The organism is Metapseudomonas resinovorans DSM 21078 (assembly GCF_000423545.1).
Taxonomy (GTDB): domain Bacteria; phylum Pseudomonadota; class Gammaproteobacteria; order Pseudomonadales; family Pseudomonadaceae; genus Metapseudomonas; species Metapseudomonas resinovorans.
The window spans coordinates 154,898-175,496 of the sequence record NZ_AUIE01000010.1 but is presented as its reverse complement, the minus strand read 5'-3'; the positions used below and the strand labels follow the sequence as shown (position 1 = coordinate 175,496).

At 60.6% G+C, this 20,599-nt stretch carries 23 protein-coding genes and 1 pseudogene; 10 read left to right on the top strand and 14 right to left on the bottom strand.

The genetic code is table 11. From position 1 onward, the window contains the following. Positions 1–2: 2 nt before the first annotated feature. The 4 genes from G559_RS0111675 to G559_RS0111660 form a co-directional block, all read right to left on the bottom strand. The gene (locus G559_RS0111675) at positions 3–974 is read right to left on the bottom strand and encodes a copper resistance protein B (RefSeq protein ID WP_028628381.1); all 972 of its coding nucleotides are present in this window, start codon (positions 972–974) and stop codon (positions 3–5) included. Next, the gene (locus G559_RS28905; protein WP_051246602.1) at positions 964–1,266 is read right to left on the bottom strand and encodes a hypothetical protein; all 303 of its coding nucleotides are present in this window, start codon (positions 1,264–1,266) and stop codon (positions 964–966) included. The genes G559_RS0111675 and G559_RS28905 overlap by 11 nt, the downstream gene beginning before the upstream one ends. A gap of 12 nt (positions 1,267–1,278) precedes the next feature. After that, positions 1,279–3,120 (bottom strand): copper resistance system multicopper oxidase, encoded by a 1,842-nt coding sequence (locus G559_RS0111665; protein ID WP_028628380.1) that lies wholly within the window; start codon positions 3,118–3,120, stop codon positions 1,279–1,281. A 200-nt stretch (positions 3,121–3,320) separates the two neighbouring features. Further along, entirely contained in the window at positions 3,321–3,521 is a 201-nt protein-coding gene (locus tag G559_RS0111660) for a co-regulatory protein PtrA N-terminal domain-containing protein (RefSeq protein WP_028628379.1), read from the bottom strand. 293 nt (positions 3,522–3,814) lie between these two features. Between G559_RS0111660 and bufA2 the strand changes: the two genes are divergently transcribed. The 3 genes from bufA2 to G559_RS0111645 are packed head-to-tail and all read left to right on the top strand — an operon-like array spanning position 3,815 to position 5,755. Further along, a complete protein-coding gene (gene bufA2 / locus G559_RS0111655; protein WP_028628378.1) occupies positions 3,815–4,075 on the top strand; it encodes a BufA2 family periplasmic bufferin-type metallophore in 261 nt (86 codons plus the stop codon). A 46-nt stretch (positions 4,076–4,121) separates the two neighbouring features. Further along, entirely contained in the window at positions 4,122–4,961 is an 840-nt protein-coding gene (gene bufB, locus G559_RS0111650; RefSeq protein WP_028628377.1) for an MNIO family bufferin maturase, read from the top strand. Further along, positions 4,952–5,755 carry an HvfC/BufC N-terminal domain-containing protein gene (locus G559_RS0111645; protein ID WP_028628376.1) on the top strand — a complete coding sequence of 268 codons (804 nt, stop codon included), beginning with the start codon at positions 4,952–4,954 and terminating at the stop codon, positions 5,753–5,755. Before bufB ends, G559_RS0111645 begins: the two co-directional genes overlap by 10 nt. On the opposite strand, the gene G559_RS0111640 is transcribed toward G559_RS0111645, so the two are convergent. From G559_RS0111640 to G559_RS0111605, 8 genes are all read right to left on the bottom strand, one after another. Continuing rightward, positions 5,724–6,473 carry a TraX family protein gene (locus G559_RS0111640; RefSeq protein WP_051246598.1) on the bottom strand — a complete coding sequence of 250 codons (750 nt, stop codon included), beginning with the start codon at positions 6,471–6,473 and terminating at the stop codon, positions 5,724–5,726. The two genes, G559_RS0111645 and G559_RS0111640, sit on opposite strands and share 32 nt — an antisense overlap. 94 nt (positions 6,474–6,567) lie before the next feature. Then, positions 6,568–6,768, bottom strand: a complete 201-nt coding sequence (locus G559_RS0111635) for a heavy-metal-associated domain-containing protein (RefSeq protein ID WP_028628374.1) — start codon at positions 6,766–6,768, stop codon at positions 6,568–6,570. 87 nt (positions 6,769–6,855) lie between these two features. Next, entirely contained in the window at positions 6,856–7,623 is a 768-nt protein-coding gene (dsbG, locus tag G559_RS0111630) for a thiol:disulfide interchange protein DsbG (protein WP_028628373.1), read from the bottom strand. Positions 7,624–7,759: 136 nt separating this feature from the next. Next, positions 7,760–10,144, bottom strand: a complete 2,385-nt coding sequence (locus G559_RS0111625) for a heavy metal translocating P-type ATPase (protein ID WP_028628372.1) — start codon at positions 10,142–10,144, stop codon at positions 7,760–7,762. 3 nt (positions 10,145–10,147) lie between these two features. Then, on the bottom strand, positions 10,148–10,402 hold the full coding sequence (locus G559_RS0111620; RefSeq protein ID WP_028628371.1) for a DUF2933 domain-containing protein: 255 nt from the start codon (positions 10,400–10,402) through the stop codon (positions 10,148–10,150). A 98-nt stretch (positions 10,403–10,500) separates the two neighbouring features. Next, on the bottom strand, positions 10,501–11,040 hold the full coding sequence (locus G559_RS0111615) for a cupredoxin domain-containing protein (RefSeq protein ID WP_028628370.1): 540 nt from the start codon (positions 11,038–11,040) through the stop codon (positions 10,501–10,503). A 149-nt stretch (positions 11,041–11,189) separates the two neighbouring features. Next, on the bottom strand, positions 11,190–11,750 hold the full coding sequence (locus G559_RS0111610; RefSeq protein WP_028628369.1) for a cupredoxin domain-containing protein: 561 nt from the start codon (positions 11,748–11,750) through the stop codon (positions 11,190–11,192). A 166-nt stretch (positions 11,751–11,916) separates the two neighbouring features. Next, the gene (locus G559_RS0111605) at positions 11,917–12,276 is read right to left on the bottom strand and encodes a co-regulatory protein PtrA N-terminal domain-containing protein (protein ID WP_028628368.1); all 360 of its coding nucleotides are present in this window, start codon (positions 12,274–12,276) and stop codon (positions 11,917–11,919) included. Positions 12,277–12,486: 210 nt separating this feature from the next. On the opposite strand from G559_RS0111605, the gene G559_RS0111595 reads away from it, so the two are divergent. The 6 genes from G559_RS0111595 (at position 12,487) to G559_RS30935 (ending at position 17,132) form a co-directional block, all read left to right on the top strand. Next, positions 12,487–13,170, top strand: a complete 684-nt coding sequence (locus tag G559_RS0111595; RefSeq protein WP_028628367.1) for a heavy metal response regulator transcription factor — start codon at positions 12,487–12,489, stop codon at positions 13,168–13,170. Next, on the top strand, positions 13,167–14,561 hold the full coding sequence (locus G559_RS0111590; protein WP_028628366.1) for a heavy metal sensor histidine kinase: 1,395 nt from the start codon (positions 13,167–13,169) through the stop codon (positions 14,559–14,561). The genes G559_RS0111595 and G559_RS0111590 overlap by 4 nt, the downstream gene beginning before the upstream one ends. Next, positions 14,558–14,755, top strand: a complete 198-nt coding sequence (locus G559_RS0111585; protein ID WP_028628365.1) for a hypothetical protein — start codon at positions 14,558–14,560, stop codon at positions 14,753–14,755. Before G559_RS0111590 ends, G559_RS0111585 begins: the two co-directional genes overlap by 4 nt. 11 nt (positions 14,756–14,766) lie before the next feature. Then, on the top strand, positions 14,767–15,495 hold the full coding sequence (locus G559_RS0111580) for a helix-turn-helix domain-containing protein (protein ID WP_028628364.1): 729 nt from the start codon (positions 14,767–14,769) through the stop codon (positions 15,493–15,495). 74 nt (positions 15,496–15,569) lie between these two features. Next, positions 15,570–16,442 carry a sterol desaturase family protein gene (locus G559_RS0111575; protein WP_028628363.1) on the top strand — a complete coding sequence of 291 codons (873 nt, stop codon included), beginning with the start codon at positions 15,570–15,572 and terminating at the stop codon, positions 16,440–16,442. Between the two features lie 462 nt (positions 16,443–16,904). Then, complete coding sequence (locus tag G559_RS30935) at positions 16,905–17,132, top strand: GDCCVxC domain-containing (seleno)protein (RefSeq protein ID WP_081668038.1); 228 nt, start codon at positions 16,905–16,907, stop codon at positions 17,130–17,132. A gap of 327 nt (positions 17,133–17,459) precedes the next feature. Here G559_RS30935 and G559_RS0111565 read toward each other — a convergent pair whose 3' ends face one another. Then, positions 17,460–18,431: a site-specific integrase gene (locus G559_RS0111565; protein WP_028628362.1), complete on the bottom strand. Its 972-nt coding sequence runs from the start codon at positions 18,429–18,431 to the stop codon at positions 17,460–17,462. A 180-nt stretch (positions 18,432–18,611) separates the two neighbouring features. Here G559_RS0111565 and G559_RS0111560 point away from each other — a divergent pair, with 180 nt between their 5' ends. Then, entirely contained in the window at positions 18,612–19,595 is a 984-nt protein-coding gene (locus G559_RS0111560; RefSeq protein ID WP_028628361.1) for a DNA-binding protein, read from the top strand. Between the two features lie 195 nt (positions 19,596–19,790). Here the strand turns inward: G559_RS0111560 and G559_RS28895 are convergent. After that, positions 19,791–20,198 (bottom strand): annotated as a pseudogene (locus G559_RS28895) (cation transporter); the annotation flags it as partial. Positions 20,199–20,599 lie beyond the last annotated feature (401 nt).

Here is a 20,599-nt window from a genome sequence, read left to right as displayed (position 1 = left end):
TCTCAAAACCACATCCGGATACCTGCAACAAAGCGTGCCTCGTCTACGTCCTCACCGTCGTCGCGCAGCATGTCGGCGGTGTTGCCGTAGGAGCGGCTCCAGGTGACACCGATGTACGGGGCAAACTCGCGGAGGATTTCGTAGCGCAGGCGCAGACCGACTTCCGTGTTGGCCAGTCCCGAACCAACGCCACGCTCGTGATCGTTCTTGCCGTAGAAATTCATTTCTGCGGTCGGCTGTAGGATCAGCCGATTGGTGAGCAGAATGTCGTAGTCGCCTTCCAACCGCGCAGCGGTCTGGCCATTTTCGCCAACGAAAGCGGTAGCTTCGGCCTCGAACGCGTAGAGCGCCATACCTTGGAGACCGAAGGCACCCCAGGTTTGTGGCGACCCGGGTTTGAAGTCCTGGCGAACACCGGTGACGACATCCCACCAAGGGCCGATGGAGTGCCCCCAGAGCGCCTGAACTTCGGCCTCTTCGGTCACCCCGTTAGTACGCTCACCTTCCGACCGCAGCCAGAGGCGGTCGACGTCGCCACCAATCCAGCCAGAAGCATCCCAACTGAGCACGCTGCCCTCGTCGGCGTCCTGATACTCCAGTTGGTCGAGCAGGAAGAAGGTGTTGACCTTGCTGTCATGAATGCCGTGTCCCGGCAGCGGGGGGAAGGCCGCTTCGCGATCGGCATCGGTCAGAACCGGAATAGGCGTCCGACTGGTCGTGGTGGGGGCCGTCTCCGCCGAACCTTGGTCCATCTTGCCGTGATCCATGCCCTGCATCTGGTCATGGTTCATTTTACTGTGATCCATGCCCTGCATCTGGTCATGGTTCATCTTGCTGTGGTCCATGCCCTGCATCTGGCCATGGTCCATCTTGCTGTGGTCCATTTCCTCAGCAGCAGTTGCCAGGCCTGCGCTCAGGGCGCTGAGCGAGACAACCAACGCCAGAGCGGATGGAGCTGAAATCCTAGTGATCATGGTCCTGGCTCGCTTTAGCCTTGTCCGTGTTGTGCTCGTGCTTCATCGAGCCGTGATCGTTCATCTTGCTGTGGTCCATACCGTCATGGTCCATCGACTTCATCTTGCTGTGATCCATCTGCCCGTGGTTCATCTGGCTATGGTCCATTTGCTGCGCGTCAGCCACCTGGCCCTTCTGGTGGTCGGCGTGAGTCTTCTCACCTGCCATCGCGGCGGGTACCAGCAGGGCTGCCATCAAGGTTACGGACAGAACACTGCCACCGAAGGTTTTGCGCTTCATGAATTTGCTCATTGAAAGTCTCCTTTACTCGTCCACACGGACTTCACGGAACATGCCCATTTCCATGTGGAACAACAGGTGGCAGTGATAGGCCCAACGACCCAAGGCGTCCGCTGTAACGCGGTAGCTGCGCTTCGAGCCGGGCGGCATGTCGATGGTGTGCTTGCGCACTATGAAATTGCCGTTCTCATCCTCCAGGTCGCTCCACATGCCGTGAAGGTGGATGGGGTGAGTCATCATGGTGTCGTTGACCAGGGTGATGCGGACGCGCTCGCCATACTTGAGGCGCAGCGGTTCAGCATCGGAGAATTTGATGCCGTCGAACGACCAGGAGAATTTCTCCATGTGGCCGGTCAGGTGCAGTTCAATGGTGCGGCTGGGCTCTCGGCCATCCGGATCGATGAAGGTGCTGCGGAGATCGGAGTAAGTCAGCACACGACGGCCGTTGCCGCGCAAGCCAATCCCCGGATCATCCAACTTGTGGGTTGGGGTCATGGTCTGCATGTCGACCAACGGGTTGTCGGTTTCGGATGCCGGGTGGGCCTGCATCTGGCCACCCATGCCAGCCATCTTGCTGTGGTCCATACCGGCCATATCGCCCTGCATGGCGCTGTGGTCCATCCCAGCCATCTTGCTGTGATCCATGCCGGCCATGTCACCTTGCATGGTGCTATGGTCCATCCCAGCCATATTGCTGTGGTCCATACCGGCCATGCTGCCGTGATCCATACCACCCATGCTGCCATGGTCCATGCCCATGTCGCCCATGGCGATTAACGGGCGGGGATCAATCTCAGGCACGGGGGCACTCAGCCCGTCACGCACAGCCAGGGTCCCACGGGCGTAGCCGGTACGGTCCATGGACTGGGCGAAGATGGTGTAGGCCTGCTCGTTGGAGGGCTCGACGATAACGTCGTAGGTTTCCGCCACCGCAATGCGGAACTCATCGACGCTGACCGGCTTGACGTGCTGGCCGTCGGCGGCCACCACGGTCATTTTCAGCCCCGGAATGCGCACGTCGAAGTAGCTCATGCCTGAGCCGTTGATGAAGCGCAGACGAATCTTTTCGCCCGATTTGAACAGGCCGGTCCAGTTGCCATCCGGCGCCTGGCCGTTCATGAGATAGGTATAGGTGTAGCCGCTGACGTCGGCGAGATCGGTGGGGCTCATCTTCATCTCGGCCCACATCTTCCGGTCCGCCACGGTGGCGGCCCAACCTTTCTCGCTCACATCGTTGATGAAGTCACCAACGGTGCGCTTGTGGAAGTTGTAGTAGTCCGACTGTTTCTTCAGCTTGGCCATGACGCGAGCCGGGTTCTCGTCGGTCCAGTCACTCAGCATCACCACGTAGTCGCGGTCGTACTGGAACGACTCGGGTTCCTTCGGTTCGATCACGATGGGGCCGTAGACGCCGACCTGTTCCTGCAACCCGGAGTGGCTGTGGTACCAGTAGGTGCCGTTCTGGTGGACCTTGAACTTGTACTCATACATCCCGTCCGGGGCGATGCCGTGGAAGCTCAAGCCCGGCACGCCGTCCATGTTGGCCGGCAGGATGATGCCGTGCCAGTGAATGGAGGTGTCTTCGCTCAGGCGGTTGCGCACGCGCAGGGTGACCGTATCCCCCTCGCGCCAACGCAGAATCGGCCCAGGAATGGTGCCATTGATCGTCATGGCCGTACGCGCGGAGCCCGTGATGTTCACTGGGGTTTCACCAATGAACAGGTCGAATTCCGTACCGCTCAGCACAGTGGGCTGACCAGGGCTGGTCACCGCCCAGACAGGAGTGCGCCAAAGACCCAGTCCGCCCAGAATGCCGCCGGCGGCCAGGCCCTTGACGAAGGTTCGCCTTGAGGTTTTGCAATGCATGCCGTGTATGTCCAATCAGTCAATGGAGCCAGCGCGGAACAGCCAGCGTGATCAGGCAGCCGCACCAGGTGATTCCTACCCTCTAGTTGGCATGCCCGCGGTCGCCATCCTTGATGCACGCGCCCGCGAGCGTAGAAGCTGCCACATCCCAACCTTTCAGATGATTACATTTCTGTAAGGTTGGCCAACGCGCTCCCGACTCAGCAGTTGGCATGCTCAGCCGATTTGGCCTTTTCAGCGACCGACGACTCGGCCTTCTGCTGCTCCAGGCGGTAGGCTTCCATCGATGCCTGGGCGAGCTTGTCAGCCCGCGCCATGGTCCGATCACCGCCACCAGCGGCCATGGTGAAGGACGAGGCAGTCAAGGCAGCAACAATAAACAGGGCTTTCATGGATTTCATATGGTTTTCCTCAAATATGGACGGGGTAGCCCTGCATGTGCGGGCTGAGTGTCAGACTCGAAGTCACCTTAACCGCCCTGTGCTGTCAGCAACCTGAGCTGAACATTACAGTTCTGTAAGGTTGGCATTTCCTTCTTGTAGAGCCTCCCGCTTGCTCTGTAGTGTCCAGGGCATGCCGGGTAGAGACAGTCCTCAGCGCGCTCTGGCCGGCTGCCAGGCCCTCCAGTTGTCGCGTGCTGCGCCAGCAACGAAAGCCCGGCCGGACTCTGACCATCACCATGAGAGATAGCCTTATGTCGACCAAAACTACCGCCGCGACCGGTGCCGCGCTGGCCCTCGTTGCTGCAAGCCTGTTCGCAGCCCTGCCTGCACAAGCCGCTCAAGATGCCAAAACCGCTGACGTGAAGTGCTTCGGGGTGAATGCCTGCAAAGGCCAGAACGATTGCATGACCGCCAAGAACGCCTGCCAGGGGCAAGGCGCCTGCAAAGGCCAGGGTTTCAAGTTGATGCCCAAGGCCAAATGCGATGAAGCTGGTGGCCGGACCAGCGAGTGATGTCTTGCCGTGGGGAGTGCTCGTCACTCCCCCTTGGGAGTCCTGAATGAACGAGCGCAGCACTCTTGGGTTTGGGCTGGGCCTCCGTAGCGAGTACTACCACCAGATACTGGAGCAAGACCCCGCCATCGACTGGTTCGAGATCATCTCGGAAAACTACCTGGTCGGCGGCGGCAAGGCGCTCTACTTCCTGGACGCCATCAAGGAGCGCTACCCACTGGTCATGCACGGCGTTTCGCTGTCGATTGGCGGTCCCCACGCCATTGATCACGATTACCTGCGCCAACTGAAACTGCTCGCCGAGCGGGTAAACCCCCTCTGGATCTCTGATCACCTGTGCTGGAGTCGTGGCAACGCGCATCACCTACACGACCTGCTGCCGCTACCTTTCACTCGGGAAAGTCTGCTGCACGTCGCAGCTCGGATTCGCCTGGTGCAGGACATTATCGAGCGACCTCTCGTGCTGGAGAACGTATCGGCCTATGTGCAGTGGAACGAGTCAACGATGAGCGAAGCGACTTTCCTCCACGAACTGAGTGAGCTGACGGGCTGCGAGCTGCTCCTGGACGTCAACAATGTCTACGTGAGCGCCCGCAACCAGGGGTTTGACGCCTGGCAGTTCATCCAGAAACTGCCCCCGGAACGCATTCGTCAGATCCATCTGGCCGGTCACCGTGACTACGGCCACTACCTGATCGATACCCACGACCAACCGATCGCCGATCCGGTGTGGGACCTTTATGCGCGGACGATCGAGCACTTAGGCCCCCGGGCGACCTTGATTGAACGCGATGATGTCTTCCCCCCGCTGAACGATCTGCTGGACGAGTTGGAGAAAGCCCGGGCGGTCGCGGCCAGACGGTTGGAGGCTGCCGCATGCACCTGATTACCTTGCAACAGGCGTTCGAACGCTACCTACTGGACGGCGACAGCGCTGCGCCCGCTGAGCTGCTGCAACAGCTGCGCGGGAGCGAGGCGCTCTCGGCAGAAGATGGTCTGCGGGTCTATCACCATGCCTACCGGGCTCGGCTGCTGTCCGCACTTCGCGAAGACTTTCCCGCCATCCACTACTGGCTGGGCACCGAGGCCTTCGAACAACTGGCCCACGCCTACATTGACGCCTGGCCGCCACGGCATTTCAGCTTGCGCTGGCTGGGTGAGCAGTTTCCCGGGTTCATCAGCGATTTCCTCGCCGAACCCCAGGCATCGCAGCTACGAGAGCTGGCCGAGCTGGAATGGGCCTTCACGCTGGCCTTCGATGCGGTTGACGAAATGCCTTTATCGCTGCAGGACATGGCCACCTTCGGGCCGGAGGACTGGACCGGCCTGACGGTGCGGCTACACCCCAGCGTCTGCTGGCTCAATTTGAGTTCAAATGCGCTGGAGATCTGGAAAGCGGCCAAGGCCGAAACCGCTATTCCCGAATGCCAGAAGTTGGAACAAACGCTGACTTGCCTGGTCTGGCGACACGGACTGACCTGCCAATTCCGGACGCTCGACCCGCTGGAGGCCGCAGCGCTGCAGTTGATGGTGCGGGACCAGCTGTCGTTTGCCGATCTGTGCATCGCGCTGTTCGAAACGACCGGGGAACAGGCTCCCATGCAGGCCGCCACCTGGCTCAAGCAGTGGATTTCCGAAGAGCTGCTGATCAGGACAGGTGCTGCAGCGCAACCCGAATGAGTTGCAGAGCCGCCAGGTGTCCGGGATAAAACAGGTACCCCCAGCGCCGAACTGGCCAAATGGCGGGGGCAAATGCCTGACGAAGCAGCCAGAGTCCCGCCATCGGCGTAGCAAACGCGGTGATGAGGGGTGCCAACGTCTCTACCGTCAGTCCGCTATCAGCGAGCCATCGAGTACGGCTATTGGCCAACGCGGCCGTGGCCGCCGGGAGCAACCACCACCCCCAGAACCGCTGAAGGCTGAGAAGAATGGCGGCCGGCAATAGCACCCCGAATGCGCCATACATCAAACGTGAGTGCAGTGCGGTGGCGATCAGCAGCGTCGCCAGGGCCAGCCACGAGCTCGTGCGGTCGCGGTGGTGGATACCCCAAGCCACGAGCATCCCCAGCATCAGGGTTGGCATCACATTGAGCGTGCTGCTCAACGGCGAAAGCAACCGATAGGGCAACTCGGAGATCACGGAGAAGGCGATCAGCCAGCCCAGATAATGTACGTTGCTATCGGTGAACAGATCACCGGGACGGGAGCGAGCGACGTTGGTGGCGATTCCCAGGCAGAACAGCGGAAAGGCCATCCGGCCAACGACGAACAGCCAGTGCGCGTCTGGCCACAGATAGCGGAGGTGATCCATCAGCTTGGTCGCCATGGCGACCCACTTGATGAGATCCAGGCTGGCATTGCGCCTTGAGGCTACTGGCAGCTGCATCAGCGCAGTCATCCGGCCTGCGGGCCCAGGGCGACTGTCCCAGCCTTAAGCGTGAGAGTCACTGTCAGTACCGGCCCCTTTCGGGGCCGACCTGAAGCCAGGGCCACTAGGCTCTGGCCCGGGTGGGATAACCCAATGCCTGTACCAGCTCACTCACGCGCTCGGCTGCGACGACACTTTCAACACTCACCTTACCGGCAGCGCTATCGACCGTGACCGTGGCCTCCGAATCTGCTGCCTGGATGGCCTTGGTGATCTTGCTGGCACAACTGCCACAGCCCATACCGGAAACTTCCAAGACGAACATAGCGAGCCTCTCATGCTGGAACGGCATCTCTTGCCGCACATGCAGCTTCGACCTTGACACGATGGCAAGGTCAAGCCCGCAAAGCACTTATCTCGGCCCCATGATGTCTACCAGACCCTGCGCTGGCGGCAGTCCCTGCTGCATCTTCAGGCGACCGCCGTCATCCCGATAGAAGATCGCTGGCGTGGCAACCGCCCCAAGCTCGCTCATTAGCGCCAGGTTGGCGTCGAGCTTTTTTTGGACGTCCGCGGGCATGTTTTGCAGCGCGCTGAGCTTGCTGGCGTTGCCGGCGGCTTCATGCTCTTTCAGGGCGACTTCCGGCTGCTTGGCTGTCAACAGGGCGGCGGCTTTGCCCACGCTATCGGGACTGAGCAACCCAACCATGATGTGACGCAGCTGGACCTTGCCGGACTCAACCCAAGGCCGCGCCTGGTGCCAGAACTGGTTGCAGTAGGGGCAGTTCGGATCATCGAACATGTAGACGATGCGTGGGGCATCCTTGCGCCCATCGGCGATCCAGGTGCTGCCTTCCAGGCGCGCCCACATCTCCTTGGCCATCGGCTCATAAACCAGTCGGTTCAGTGGCGCGCTCGTCAGGTCTTCGCCTTGGGCGTCGAACAGGGTCCCGACCAGGACGTGCTGGCCATCGGCCGTGAGGTAAAGAGCCAGCCCTTGGCCGTTATAGCGCGCGGCATAGCCACGCAGGCCGCCAGGCGCAGTGAACTCGCCCACGATGGTGGCGCCGCGAGCCTCAATCGCCTTGATGGGCGCTGGCAATTCCTCGGCCTGCGTAACCGGGACGAGCAGTGAGCTGACTAGGGCGAGTAACAGGGGGAGGTGCTTGTGACGCATCATGGCTGAGGCCTCTCTCGCGTAATCGCCAGGGCCCCCGCGAGTATCACGGGGGTTATCTCACCGATCAGTTACGACCTGGCGACTGGTCACACCACGTATCTTCGCGCCGCTTGTACTAGCTTGGTAGCTGGCTGATTTAGCCAATGTCCGTGCGTCTCAGGCGCAGCGCGTTAAAGACTACCGATGCAGAGCTCACGCTCATGGCCAGCGCCGCAATCATTGGCGACAGCAGATGACCGGTGAGGGGATAGAGCAAGCCGGCCGCCAGCGGTATGCCCATCGTGTTGTAAAGGAAGGCAAACCCCAAGTTCTGGCGCATGTTCTTCACCGTGGCCACGGACAACGTCCGGGCGCGCAGGATGCCCATCAGGTCGCCCTTCACCAGGGTGACTTGAGCACTGTTCATCGCCACGTCGGTACCCGTACCCATGGCGATCCCGACATCGGCGCGCGCCAGTGCGGGGGCATCGTTGATGCCATCACCCGCCATCGCGACTCGCCGGCCGTATCCCTGCAGGTCGGCCACCAGCTTCTCCTTGTCCTGTGGCTTCACCTCGCCGTGGACTTCCTCGATACCCAGCTGCTTCGCGACCGCGCGCGCCGTGGTCACCCCATCACCGGTGGCCATGATCACCTTCACCTCTTCGTCCTGGAGACGCTGCACCGCCTCCTTGGCGCTCGGTTTGATCGGGTCGGACACCGCCAGCAGACCGGCCAGCACCCCATCAATGGCCAGGTACATGATGCTCATACCATCCAGGCGAAGCAGCTCAGCCCGCTCTCTGAGCGGGGTGATATCCAGGCCGGCGTCTTCCATCAAAGCGGTATTGCCCAGCTGCAGCTGATGGCCCTCCACTTGGCCACGAACGCCAATGCCGGAGCCGGACTCGAAGGCATTGGGCTTGGTCAGGACAATCCCGGCTGCCCGCGCATGATCGACAATCGCGTGGGCCAAGGGGTGTTCGCTGCCCTGGTCCAGGCTGGCTGCCAGGCGCAGGACCTCGGCCGGGGCGAAGCGATTGGTGCCCACAACGCTGTGAAACACGGGGCGCCCTTCGGTCAAGGTGCCAGTCTTGTCCACGATCAAGGTGTCGATCTTGCACAGATTTTCGATGGCGCTGGCGTCCCGGAACAGCACGCCGCTACCGGCAGCCTTGCCGGTCGCCACCATGATCGACATCGGCGTGGCGAGGCCCAGCGCGCACGGACAGGCGATGATCAGCACCGCGACCGCATTGATCAGGCCAAATACCCAGCCAGGCTCGGGCCCGAAAAGCCCCCAGCCGAAGAAGGTCAGGACCGCAATCAGGACCACCCCCACGACAAAGTAGCCGGCGACGGCATCGGCCATGCGCTGCATGGGCGCCTTCGAACGCTGGGCGCGTGCGACCATCTGCACAATCTGCGACAGCACCGTTTCTGCGCCGACTTTCTGTGCTTCCATCACCAGGCTGCCATGGGTGTTGAGCGTGGCCCCGATGAGGGGCTCACCGGCCTTTTTCATCACCGGTACGGGCTCGCCGGTCAGCATGGATTCATCGACGGCGCTTTCGCCCTCCAGCACGATCCCGTCGACTGGGACCTTCTCACCTGGGCGGACCCGCAGTTGGTCCCCCGTATTAACGTGGGTCAGGGGGATGTCTTCCTCTTCGCCATCGGCCTTGATGCGGCGAGCGGTCTTGGGGGCAAGGCCTAACAGTGACTTGATGGCTGCGGAGGTTTGCGAGCGCGCCTTAAGCTCAAGCATTTGTCCCAACAGCGTCAGCGAAATGATGACCGCGGCCGCTTCAAAGTAAACGCCGATGCGGCCGTCCTGCATGAAGGTCGCCGGAAAGGCTTGAGGGACCAAGGTCGCGGCCACGCTGTAGAGGTAGGCGGCTGCCGTCCCAAGCCCAATGAGCGTCCACATGTTGGGACTGCGGTGACGGATCGAGGCGACCCCACGAACGAAGAAGGGCCAGCCGGCCCACAGGGTCACCGGCGTCGCCAGCACGAGCTCCACCCAGTTCTGGGTAGCGCCATGGAGCAACTGCATCTGGTGCGCCGTCATGGCCAGCAACGTCACAATGACCGTCAGTGGCAGGGTCCACCAGAACCGTCGGGTGAAGTCCTTGAGCTCCGGATTTTCCTCCTCTTCCAGCTCCGGGATTACCGGCTCCAGGGTCATTCCGCAGATCGGACAACTGCCAGGGCCGGGTTGGCGGAACTGCGGGTGCATCGGACAGGTGTATTCGGCAACACCTGCACCCGCCGGTTTCGCGACGGCAGGCTGACCATGGTTGGCGTGCCCGTGACCCGCATGCGCATGGTTGCCGGTTGCGCCGGTGTATCGCGCAGGTTCCGCCTGGAACTTGCTCAGGCACTTCTCGCTGCAGAAGCGATAGGTTTGCCCCTGGTACTGCTCGCTAAAACGACTGTCCGGCGGCACCGCCATGCCGCACACCGGATCGTGCTGACGTCCATCCGGTTGCTCATGCTGAGGTGAGTGGTCATTGTCGTGCTGGCACGAGGCGGTGGGCATGGACTAGTTCCCTCTGTTGTCCGTCTTGGTCGAGTCTTCGCGGCTCTGGTGAGAATGCCCGCCATGGTTATGCCCGAAGAGGTGCATCAGCGGGCAGAGCAGCAGGATCAAGTAGGGTAAAGCGAGGGACAGGTGGCCATAGTGTTCCCGTGCCACATAGAACAGGCCGATCACAACCAGCATGATCAGCGCGACTCCCCCTTTACTCCGCCAGAAGGGCGTGGCCGGTTCGGTGCCATGGCGATGGGTTTCCGTCATGATTCAACTCCTGAGCTGAGATGGAGATGTCGTCCGCTGCCGCGTACCTCAGCCTAGACGACACCCCGTGTTCACCAGTTGACGCCAATCAATGCCGCTCACTTCACGTTGACCGAACCGACCATGCCGAGCTGGTAGTGGCCGGGCACGTTGCAGGCAAACTGCAACCCAGTAGTTTTATTGAACGTCCAGATCAGCTCCTTAGTGGCCCCAGGTTCGACCAGCATGCTGTTGGGGTCATTGTGTTCCATGCCGACCATTTTCATGCCCCCCATCGTATGGTCCATGGCGCGCATGTCTTGATTGCGTCCCGTCGGGGTGAGCGTGCCGTTCTGGAACATGGCGGCCATTTCCTTCTGGTGAGCAGCATGGGCGGCCGCTTTGCCCAGGTTGAACTCGTGTAACATCGCGCCGTCGTTCTTCAGCACGAAGCGGATGGTTTCGCCGTCTTTGACATCGATGCTTTCCGGGGCGAAGTAGACATCGCCCATTATTACCTCGATGGTGCGGTCAACTTCTGCCAAGGTGCCGGGGCGCCCGACTTCATCCTTCGCGTGGCCCGCATCGGCCTGAGCGATTGCACCGGTAAGCAGGGAGGCAATGGCAATCAGGGAAGAAGCAAGCTTGCCGTTATTCATGGTGAACCTCGCAAGATGGTGTGGTTTGAAACGCCTCTGATGCTAGCCAGGCGGAGCTGCCGGCAGACTTACGCGAAAACTACAGATCTGTAAGGTTCGGCGAGGCCTCATGCCCCCGGTAAGGGGCGCCGGGGGCATGGGTCGTCGATTCAACGCATCACAAAGTCGCCCACCATTCCGGCTTGGTAGTGCCCCGGCAGGGTGCAGGCGAAGTTCAGGTTGGTGGCATCGGTGAAGGTCCAGACGAATTCCTTGGTCGTCCCGGGCTCAACCAGCACGGCGTTCGGATCGTCGTGCTTCGCCTCTACAACTTCCGGATATCCAGGTGGGCTGGAGTCGCCAGGGCCGGTATTACGCTCACGCCAAACGATGGATTTCGCCTTGCCCGTCGGTGTCAGGGTGCCGTCCTTCATCAGGGCGGCCATCTCGCGTTGATGTTCGAGCTGGGATGCGCGTTGGCCGATATTGAACTCGTGCATCAATGCGCCCTCGTTCTTCAGCACAAAGCGGACGGTCTCGCCCGGTTTCACATCGATCGACTTAGTGCCGTAACTGATGTCATCCAGCTGGACAAAGACGGTGCGGGTGGTGGGCGTGGGCGGGGATTGCCGAGCTGCGCTGGAATCAGTGCCAGTCGAGTCGGCAAAGACGGGAGGCGTGCTGGCCAACAACAGCGCTGCGATCAGCGTTTTGGGACGGTTGCTATTCATGATGAGACCTCGCTGGGATGGTTGAAAATCTCATGCTATTGCCCACTTCCTGTCGGGCGGCTTACCCCCAAACTACAAATGCGTCAGCAATAAAAAGTGCGGCGCCAAAGAGGCGCCGCTAGGCCAAAGGAGCAATCACGAAAGGCCTGGAAGGTGGGGGATTTCTTTACGGATGGCATTCTTTGTCGGCCATCATCAATTTGTGCTCGCGCATCATCTGCCCCAGGACGTCGTCCACCAGCTTGTCGTGCTGCTCCATCCAGGCCAGGTGCTCCTCGGCCGTCATGCCGGGCTTGGGATGCTCGTTGTGGAGCTGGGTCATGATGTCGTCCAGCATCTTCATGTGCTCTTTCATGTGCACATGACGCTCGTCTGCAGGCGCCTTTTCCGCCTGGATCAGCACGGCTTCGGCTTTATCACGCATCTGCTCGATGCGCTGGAAAGTGCGATCGCTCCCGCCTTCGGCCCAGACAGCCGACGACAGCAGGAGCGAACCAGCCAGCAACAGGGGTTTCAGTGATTTCATCGGGCAGTCTCCTTACAAGAGGCGGTGGCCGGCGCCGTTGCGTCATCTCAGCGAGTGCCGGGCGAGCGCTTACGGCGCGCTCTTGTTTGCAACCCTAGACAACGCTCCCTGACAGAGGCCTGAAGCCAGGATTACATTTTCGTAAGGTTGTGGTTGGGGACCATCTTTGCCTGCAAACTCTCGACACCTGCCTTTCTGGATATGCCGCGCATGAAACTCCTGGTCGCTGAAGACGAACCGAAAACCGGTACCTACCTGCAACAGGGCCTCAGCGAGGCTGGCTTCAATGTGGACCGGGTCATGACGGGCACCGATGCCCTTCAGCATGCGCTCAGCGAGTCCTATGACCTGTTGATCCTGGACGTGATGATGCCGGGGCTGGATGGGTGGGAAGTGCTGCGGATGGTTCGCGCCGCCGGGAAAGACGTTCCCGTGCTGTTCCTGACCGCCCGGGACGGCGTCGAAGACCGAGTGAAGGGGCTTGAACTGGGCGCCGATGACTATCTGATCAAGCCCTTCGCGTTTTCCGAGCTCCTGGCGCGGGTCAGGACCCTCCTGCGCCGCGGCAACAGCGCGCCAACTCAGGCGATCTTGCGGATTGCGGACCTTGAAGTGGACCTGCTGAAGCGCCGCGCCACGCGCGGTGGAAAGCGTATTGAGCTGACGGCCAAGGAGTTCTCCCTGCTCGAACTGCTGATGCGCCGACGTGGCGAAGTGCTGCCGAAATCGCTGATCGCGTCACAGGTCTGGGACATGAACTTCGACAGCGATACCAATGTGATCGAGGTGGCTGTCCGCCGTCTGCGAGCGAAGATCGATGATGACTTCGCGGTGAAGCTGATCCATACCGCCCGCGGCATGGGTTACATGCTTGATGGGCCGGAGCCGGAATGAGGCACCTTTCACTGACCGCGCGCATGAGCCTGATGTTCATGCTCGCCGTCACCGCCGTGCTGACTGTGGCCGGGCTGAGCTTCAACCACCTGAGCCAGCGCCATTTCAAGTCGCTGGATCGCCAGGTCCTGGTGGAAAAACTGGAGTCGGCACAAAGCATCCTGCAGGGGCTTCCCAGTGTGACCAACTTTGCCGAGTTGAAGCCCCAGCTAAGCGCGCTGCTGGGCGCCCACCGGGATCTTGCGGCCATTATTCTGGACAGCGATGGCCAGGTGCTGTTCGCGGAACCGGCTATGGTGAATGTTCCCCAAGGGCTCCGCGTCAGGTCAGCCCCCACCATGTGGGAGTGGGAAGATCAGGAGTTTATGTACCGCGGCTTGACAGCCGAGCTCAACGTCCCGGGTCTGGCGGCCCCATTGACCCTGTTGTTAGTGTTGGACGTGACCCACCACATGGCTTTTTTTGAGGCCTTGCAGCGCTGGTTCACCATTGGGCTGATCATCAGCGCCTTGGTCAGTGCGGGGCTGGGCTGGATCGTCGCACGCAGCGGGCTTCGCCCACTGAGACAAGTGACCCAGATGGCCGCCTCGATGTCGGCCAGATCCCTCAAGGAACGCATTCCGATGGAGCCTGTTCCGTTGGAGCTGCAGCAGTTGATGACGTCATTCAACGCGATGTTGGCTCGGCTGGATGAGGCCTTCGTAAGGCTCTCCAACTTTTCCGCCGATATCGCCCACGAGTTGCGGACCCCGGTGAGCAACCTGATGACTCATACGGAGGTCGTGCTGTCGCGAAAACGCGATCTAGAGGCGTATGAAGAAAACTTGTACTCGAACCTCGATGACCTCAAGCGCATGTCACGAATAATCGATGACATGCTGTTCCTGGCCAAGGCGGACAACGGTTTGATCGTGCCGCAGCGCGAACAGGTTGAGCTGGAAAAGATCGTCGGCAAGCTGTTCGAGTACTACCAGTTGATGGCGGATGACCGGGGGATATCGCTGAAGATTTCCGGATGGGGCAGTGTCCGCGGTGACGTGCTAATGCTGGATCGCGCCATCTCTAACTTACTTTCCAACGCCCTGCGCTACACCCCGCCCGGTAAAACCATCGCGGTGAAGATCACCCAGACCAGCGCATCGACCACCTTGAGCGTTGAGAATCCCGGCGAGACCATCCCGCCAGAGCATCTCAAGCGCCTCTTTGACCGGTTCTATCGGGCCGACCCCGCCCGTCGGGAGGGCAGTCCCAGCAATGCCGGTCTCGGGCTGGCGATCACCCGGTCAATTGTCGAAGCCCACCGCGGCAGGATCTGGTGTACCTCCGCACACGGCCGTACCGCCTTTCACATGGAGTTTCCCCGGTCAGAAGAAGCCAAGGAGCCCGCATGACCAAAGAGCAGCTGAGAGCGGAACTGGAGCAGCAAGCACGCAACTTCGTTGAGCGGGACGGTGGCGAGGTGGTGATGTATGCCGCCCAGCGCAAGCCCGATCGACAGCCCTGGCGAAAGAAGCCCAGCCTGCTCGATGAAGCGTTCCAGGCCGAAGTGCAAAAAATTACCAGCCAACGGGATGTGGAACCCTGAGGCGCCGCTGAATGAACGCAACGCAGGGTATCGGCTGGCGTGGCAAAGCCTGGATTTCACCCGGGCTGGGCGTGTTTCTGGGGCAGGCGGGTAGCCACGATTGGCATTGCCACATGGCCCATCAGATCACGATTGGTCTAACCGGCGAGTTGACCGTCGACACCCCGGAGACGAGCGTCAGCGCGCGTGCCATCTGCATCCGAGCCGGAGTAATGCATCGGATCGAGGCAGTGGCGGTCTTGTCGATCTACCTTGATGCGCTGTCCCTAGAGGCGCATGCCCTCCATGCCGGAGCCGACCTCGCGGCCATAGAGGTGCAGGATGTCGCCGCCTTGCAGGCCTTGCTGGAAACGCCGGACCTCACGACCCAAGACGTGCAGCAGAGGGTTCGCGACGTCCTCAACCTGACCGTCACATCGGAAATCGATCCGCGGTTGCAGACGGTCCTCGTGGCCTTGCGCGCGTCGACGCATGGCCGACAGTACCTGGCCAGGCTGGTCCACCTTTCACCGACCCGGTTTTCTCATTGGTTCGTTGAGCAGACCGGTTTGCCGCTGCGCAGTTACCGGAAATGGAGCCGCCTGGTCGCGGCGCTGCAACACATAGCGGCAGGACGCAGCCTGACCGATGCCGCCCATGCGGCCGGCTTCGCTGATGCCGCGCACTTCTCGCGGACCTTTCGCAATCTGTTTGGTCTCGATCCGACTTCGGCCCTGGGCCACGTCAGCCTGAGCAGCTGAAGTCAGCTTTTTCGTTCAAGCGTGCCCCCGGCCGAGCGGCGCAGAGTGATGATCACCGCAGGGAGGACGTTACGATGGGCAATTACTCCAGGTTCATGATCCGCTGGTTCAGCTATCCCGCCATCTTTGGCGGTACGGCGGCCGGAATGCTCTGGCTGCTTTACGAAGGTGTTCCATACTGGCCTGTCACCCCCATCATGGCCGCAGGGGCGATTCTGGTGATCGCGATGCTGGAACGTCTGCAGCCGTTCCGAGAGAGCTGGCTAGAGGATCATGAAGATACCCTGACCGATCTCCTGCATATGATCGTGAACTTGTCAGTCATCCAGTTCACCGCCACGGTACTGGCTCGACTGGGTGATTTGGTGCCTGACGCAGCCCGCGTCTTCCCAACGGACCTGCCGCTTTGGTGCCAAGTACTAATCGTTGCAGCGGTCCTGGATCTCAGTTTCTACGCCATGCATCGGCTCAGCCATCACGTGGCGTGGCTGTGGCGGCTGCATGCCCCCCACCACAGTGCCGAACGGCTCTACTGGATGAATGGCGAACGCCGCCATCCGCTGCATGCAGCGATCATGGCAGGGCCGGGCCTTCTCGTGCTGTTTGCGCTGGGAACACCGTCTGCCCCAGTGGCGACCTGGTTTGGCATCCTCACCGTGCAGCTGGCATTTCAGCACTCGAACCTCGATTACTCACTCGGTTGGCTGCGCAAGGTGATCGGCGTTGCGGAAACGCACCGCTGGCACCACAAGCGTGAATTCGAGGATGTCCAGGTCAATTTCGGCGAGTTCCTCCTAGTGTGGGATCACCTGCTCGGGACCTTCTATGACAGCGCAGGCAAGCTCGGCGACGCGCAGGTGGGGCTCCTGGAAAGGGGCTACCCAACGAGCTATGGCGCCCAGTTGGTCGCGCCGTTTAGAAGGAAGTCTAAGCTTGGCGAAACCTAAGTGGCCGTACAGCCACTTAGGTCCACTCGTCAGAAACTCCCCCATTGATCTACTGGCCAACCCCGTAGGTTATGAGGTCGTGGCGAATTTCATCACAGCTCACCCGTGGCGCTGCTGGGCGTGGCCGGGTTCATGCTCTACATGAATCGATTCCAAATCGGTCCGGAAGAGGAAGCATTGGCGAGCTTGTTCGGAGAGGACTTCGCCGCCTATCGCACGCGCGTACGTAGGTGGTTGTAGACGCCACGTGTTTGGCTAATTCTGATCGGGCACCGGAGGGAGCAAGTGCAAAAAAGACCGCCCGAAGGCGGTCTCTCAAGGAAAAATTACACGGAACAGTTTTGATCATAGCCCAGAATCAGCGATCACCGTCGCCTATGCGGCTGACTAGCTCCAGCTAGACGCTCTGGGGAGGGCCCAAGGAGCGCGGGCTATCCAGCTAGGGGCAGAACCGAGGACGCGATGAATGCCATTATTCTTCAGTCCGTGCTGACCTGTCCGCACTGCGGCTTCGCCAGGCAGGAAACCATGCCCACGGACGCCTGCCAGTTCAACTACGAGTGCAGCAACTGCAAAGCGCTGCTACGGCCTAATCCCGGTGACTGTTGTGTGTTCTGCTCATTTGGCTCAGTCAAGTGCCCGCCGATGCAGCAGCGACGTGAATACTGCGGGAAACCATCTCGCCGATGAGGCTGTCGAGTGCAGCCATGGCCGAGTACCCAAGTTGAACGGTACAGCACGAGTCCACAGCGACCGTTGATACTGCCTGGCTAGCTCTGCGTCGCTTGGGGCATGCTCACCACGCAGCGTCTTCCGTCATCTCAACATTATTTGTCATTCACCGTCTCGGCGTCTTCTTGGTGCTTTCGTTTGCGTGAATTGATCTTTGTCTGCGCCACCAAGCTGCTGTGCCGCAGGCGGTAGGACTCATTCCAAGCTTCGATGATGTGACGGTGGTGTGTAAGCCAATCCAGCAGGACTGCTGAATGGCAGATAACTTCCCGTCGTGCGCCGAAGTTAGGGAGAAGCTGGCAACTGCGTCAAAGTGCCGGCAGGCAGTTCAACGGCGGGTCTAGCGGCGAGGCCACCAAAGGAAATGGCGGGGTCGATGTAGCGCATCGCCGACTTGATGTCCTTCCAACCCACATAGGTCATCAGCGCCTTGAGGTCCCAGCCATTGGCCGTGGCCCAGGTGGCAAAGCCACGCCGCAGCGAATGGCTGGTGTACAGCTCAGCCGGGATGCCAGCGCGCTGGAGGATCTGGCGCAGCAGGTTGATTAGGCTGCCAGAATTCAAGGCTTCTTCATTCAAGTGGCCCCACCGATCCAGCCGGCGGAACACCGCCCCCCGGACAATTCCGGCCGCACTGATCCAGTCCAGGTAGGCCTGTACGGGGCAGAGGCGTTTCAACGCCGGGGCGTAGTGGGTGATGCCGAGGTTGTGCCGATCCCCCTTGCTCCAGGGCAGGAACAACGTCATGCCGGCACCGGCTGCGGCCTGGATGTGTTCGACCTGCAGCCGGCACAGTTCATCGCTACGAAAGCCCCGCCAGAAGCCGATCAGGAGTAGCGCGACATCGCGCCGGCAGCGCAAGTAGCTGACCAATTCACCGGCTTGGTACGTACGAACCGCTTCCTGCTCCAGCCAGAGGATCGCCTGCTCCAGGTGCAGCAATTGCAGCGGCGCCGCTTGCTTGACCTGGACCGGGTGCAAGGTGCGGATGCCCTTGAGCACCTGGCGCACCATGGGTGTCTTGGTCGGGTCGGGAAAGCCCTGGCTGATATGCCACTGGGCCAGGGCGGCCAGGCGCTGTTTGAGCGTGCTGAGGCTTAGGGTGTCGGCGTAGTCCACCAGGTAGCGCACGATGTTGTCGCTGGTGGCGGGCAGGAAGCCGCCCCAAGTCACTTCGAAGTGCTCGATGGCCGATTGGTAGCTGCGGCGAGTGTTTTCCCGCGTACCGGCTTGCAGATAGCGCCCGACGTCCTTCATCGCCCTAGGTTGCCCTTTGTGTACTGGAAAACGGTTGTCAACCGACCGTTCTTGCCCATCCTATTGAATAACGCTCCATTATTTTATCATAAATAGTCACCACAACATGGTCAGTTTTATCTCATAATCAGTATGTAAATACGTGGTATGTAAACCAATACGAAATCGTAGGAGCGCATCATGGCCCGTGGTGGCATCAACAAGGCATTGGTTCAGAAGGCGCGGCAGGCCATTCTGGCGCGGGGGGAACACCCGAGTATCGATGCCGTACGGGTCGAGCTGGGCAATACCGGCTCGAAAACCACCATCCACCGCTACCTGAAAGAACTGGAAGAAGCCGATCACGGCCGGGGGGCAGCGCCGGCGTCGCTCAGTGATCAATTGGCGAATCTCGTCGCTCAGATGGCGACGCAGTTGCAGGACGAAGCCCGTGCCGCTGTGGCCCAGGAACGTGAGCAATTGGCCCAGGAACGCCGTAGTTACCACGACCGGATTCACCAGCTGGAAACCCGCGGCCAGCAGCTAGAAACGCACTGCGCCGGTCTCACCGAGCAGTTGCAGGTCGCGCAGCAGGGGTTGCAGCAGGAGCAGCAGTTACGCCAGTTGGCGGAAGTCGAGGTGGCGCGGCTGCAGCAAGCGGAGCGCGACCAGGATGCCCGCCTGCAGGACCGCGAGGGGCAGATCCGTTCGCTGGAGGAGAAGCATCAGCATGCCCGGGACGCCTTGGAGCATTACCGGCAGGCCAGCAAGGATCAGCGCGAGCAGGAGCAGCGCCGGCACGAAAGCCAGGTGCAACAGCTGCAACTGGAACTGCGGCAGTTGCAGCAGACCTTGATCATCAAACAAGACGAGCTGACCCAGCTGAACCGTGACAACGCCCGCCTGCTGACCGAAGCCCGCCAGCAGCAGAAGGACGTGCAGGCCTTGGAGCGGCAACTGGAGCAAAACCAGCACTCCCTCACGAATGGACAGCGCACCTGGGCCCAGGCCGAGCAGGCGAACAGTGCCTTGCGGGAACGCTGCGATACGCTACAAGGTGAAGTAACGCGCCTGAGCGAAGCCGGGGCGTCCCAAGGCCAGCAAGTGCAGAGCCTCCAGGAGCACCTGGTCGAGGCCCTCACGCAGCTGAAACTCCTTGGCCAGCCCCCCCGCAGAGGCCGGTAACGCGAATCCCACCTAAGCCATTGGAAATCCAGCGAGCACGGCCCGATGCAGCCGATAGTGACTACGCGGCAGGCCTAACTTATCGAAGAGCTTATCCATGCCAGGATCGAGGGAGGGGCAACCTATTCACAATAGCGGTAGTGGGGGGCACTTACGCCATGGCTCGTGATGGAGGCTGCCGCTTCAGGCACATGGTCAGGCTGCCGCCAGCCGGTTCACCTCTACCGTGATGTGCGCCAACTCCTCATGAACACTGAGTTGCTGCCGAACATGGTCAGCACTCAGAGGGTGATCCGTTGCGAGCGACAGGATGCAAGCATACTGGCCTTTACCAACGCGCCAGACATGCAGGTCGGTGATGTCTGCGGGCACTGGGCTTTGTTTGATTGCCTCGCGGATCTCTTCGACCACGGGCGCATCCATCTCCGCATCGAGCAGGACGCGCCCGGTCTCACGGAGTAGCCCCTTGGCCCAGATGGCGACCATTACGGCGCCAACAACACCCATCAGCGGATCGAGCCACGCAGCTCCCCACCACTTACCGCCCAACAAGGCAACGATCGCCAGCGCTGAGGTGGCAGCGTCGGCAATCACATGGAGGTAGCACAATAGTTCAGATGTCACGGAAAAGACATCGCGCCTTATCAAGCCGAACTCATCGCTGAAGTTATCGGCTTGCTCATCGAATTTTGGGTCATCTAAAGTTTGTGATTCAACAGCTTACATGATTGCTGGCGGAATTTTTGCCTAATCTCGGCAGGCCAATCTACGGGGTAAAGGGTGAGGCCGCCTGCTGGGCACATAAATTTCGTCGGCAGACGATTTGAGAATCAAAAGCCTGAAGACTGATCTAAAAAATGGCATATAAAACAAATGCCTACAGACCAAATGAATGAATTTTCCCCTTATCTTGGCATGCCCCCCAGCAAGCCCAGCGCCTGCAGGAGCGATTGAACGAGCCACCACGCAACTGAAACTGCTCGGCCATGTCCGGCTCGCGAGCG

Coding starts and splice junctions, on each gene's coding strand:
- G559_RS0111585 (WP_028628365.1), top strand. CDS start 14,558: ATGACCAAAGAGCAGCTGAGAGCGGAACTGGAGCAGCAAGCACGCAAC.
- G559_RS0111560 (WP_028628361.1), top strand. CDS start 18,612: ATGGCCCGTGGTGGCATCAACAAGGCATTGGTTCAGAAGGCGCGGCAG.
- G559_RS0111615 (WP_028628370.1), bottom strand. CDS start 11,040: ATGAATAACGGCAAGCTTGCTTCTTCCCTGATTGCCATTGCCTCCCTG.
- G559_RS0111645 (WP_028628376.1), top strand. CDS start 4,952: ATGCACCTGATTACCTTGCAACAGGCGTTCGAACGCTACCTACTGGAC.
- bufB (WP_028628377.1), top strand. CDS start 4,122: ATGAACGAGCGCAGCACTCTTGGGTTTGGGCTGGGCCTCCGTAGCGAG.
- G559_RS0111590 (WP_028628366.1), top strand. CDS start 13,167: ATGAGGCACCTTTCACTGACCGCGCGCATGAGCCTGATGTTCATGCTC.
- bufA2 (WP_028628378.1), top strand. CDS start 3,815: ATGTCGACCAAAACTACCGCCGCGACCGGTGCCGCGCTGGCCCTCGTT.
- G559_RS0111580 (WP_028628364.1), top strand. CDS start 14,767: ATGAACGCAACGCAGGGTATCGGCTGGCGTGGCAAAGCCTGGATTTCA.
- G559_RS0111610 (WP_028628369.1), bottom strand. CDS start 11,750: ATGAATAGCAACCGTCCCAAAACGCTGATCGCAGCGCTGTTGTTGGCC.
- G559_RS0111665 (WP_028628380.1), bottom strand. CDS start 3,120: ATGCATTGCAAAACCTCAAGGCGAACCTTCGTCAAGGGCCTGGCCGCC.
- G559_RS0111595 (WP_028628367.1), top strand. CDS start 12,487: ATGAAACTCCTGGTCGCTGAAGACGAACCGAAAACCGGTACCTACCTG.
- G559_RS0111635 (WP_028628374.1), bottom strand. CDS start 6,768: ATGTTCGTCTTGGAAGTTTCCGGTATGGGCTGTGGCAGTTGTGCCAGC.
- G559_RS0111675 (WP_028628381.1), bottom strand. CDS start 974: ATGATCACTAGGATTTCAGCTCCATCCGCTCTGGCGTTGGTTGTCTCG.
- G559_RS0111605 (WP_028628368.1), bottom strand. CDS start 12,276: ATGAAATCACTGAAACCCCTGTTGCTGGCTGGTTCGCTCCTGCTGTCG.
- G559_RS28905 (WP_051246602.1), bottom strand. CDS start 1,266: ATGAGCAAATTCATGAAGCGCAAAACCTTCGGTGGCAGTGTTCTGTCC.
- G559_RS30935 (WP_081668038.1), top strand. CDS start 16,905: ATGAATGCCATTATTCTTCAGTCCGTGCTGACCTGTCCGCACTGCGGC.
- G559_RS0111620 (WP_028628371.1), bottom strand. CDS start 10,402: ATGACGGAAACCCATCGCCATGGCACCGAACCGGCCACGCCCTTCTGG.
- G559_RS0111660 (WP_028628379.1), bottom strand. CDS start 3,521: ATGAAATCCATGAAAGCCCTGTTTATTGTTGCTGCCTTGACTGCCTCG.
- G559_RS0111565 (WP_028628362.1), bottom strand. CDS start 18,431: ATGAAGGACGTCGGGCGCTATCTGCAAGCCGGTACGCGGGAAAACACT.
- G559_RS0111625 (WP_028628372.1), bottom strand. CDS start 10,144: ATGCCCACCGCCTCGTGCCAGCACGACAATGACCACTCACCTCAGCAT.
- G559_RS0111575 (WP_028628363.1), top strand. CDS start 15,570: ATGGGCAATTACTCCAGGTTCATGATCCGCTGGTTCAGCTATCCCGCC.
- dsbG (WP_028628373.1), bottom strand. CDS start 7,623: ATGATGCGTCACAAGCACCTCCCCCTGTTACTCGCCCTAGTCAGCTCA.
- G559_RS0111640 (WP_051246598.1), bottom strand. CDS start 6,473: ATGACTGCGCTGATGCAGCTGCCAGTAGCCTCAAGGCGCAATGCCAGC.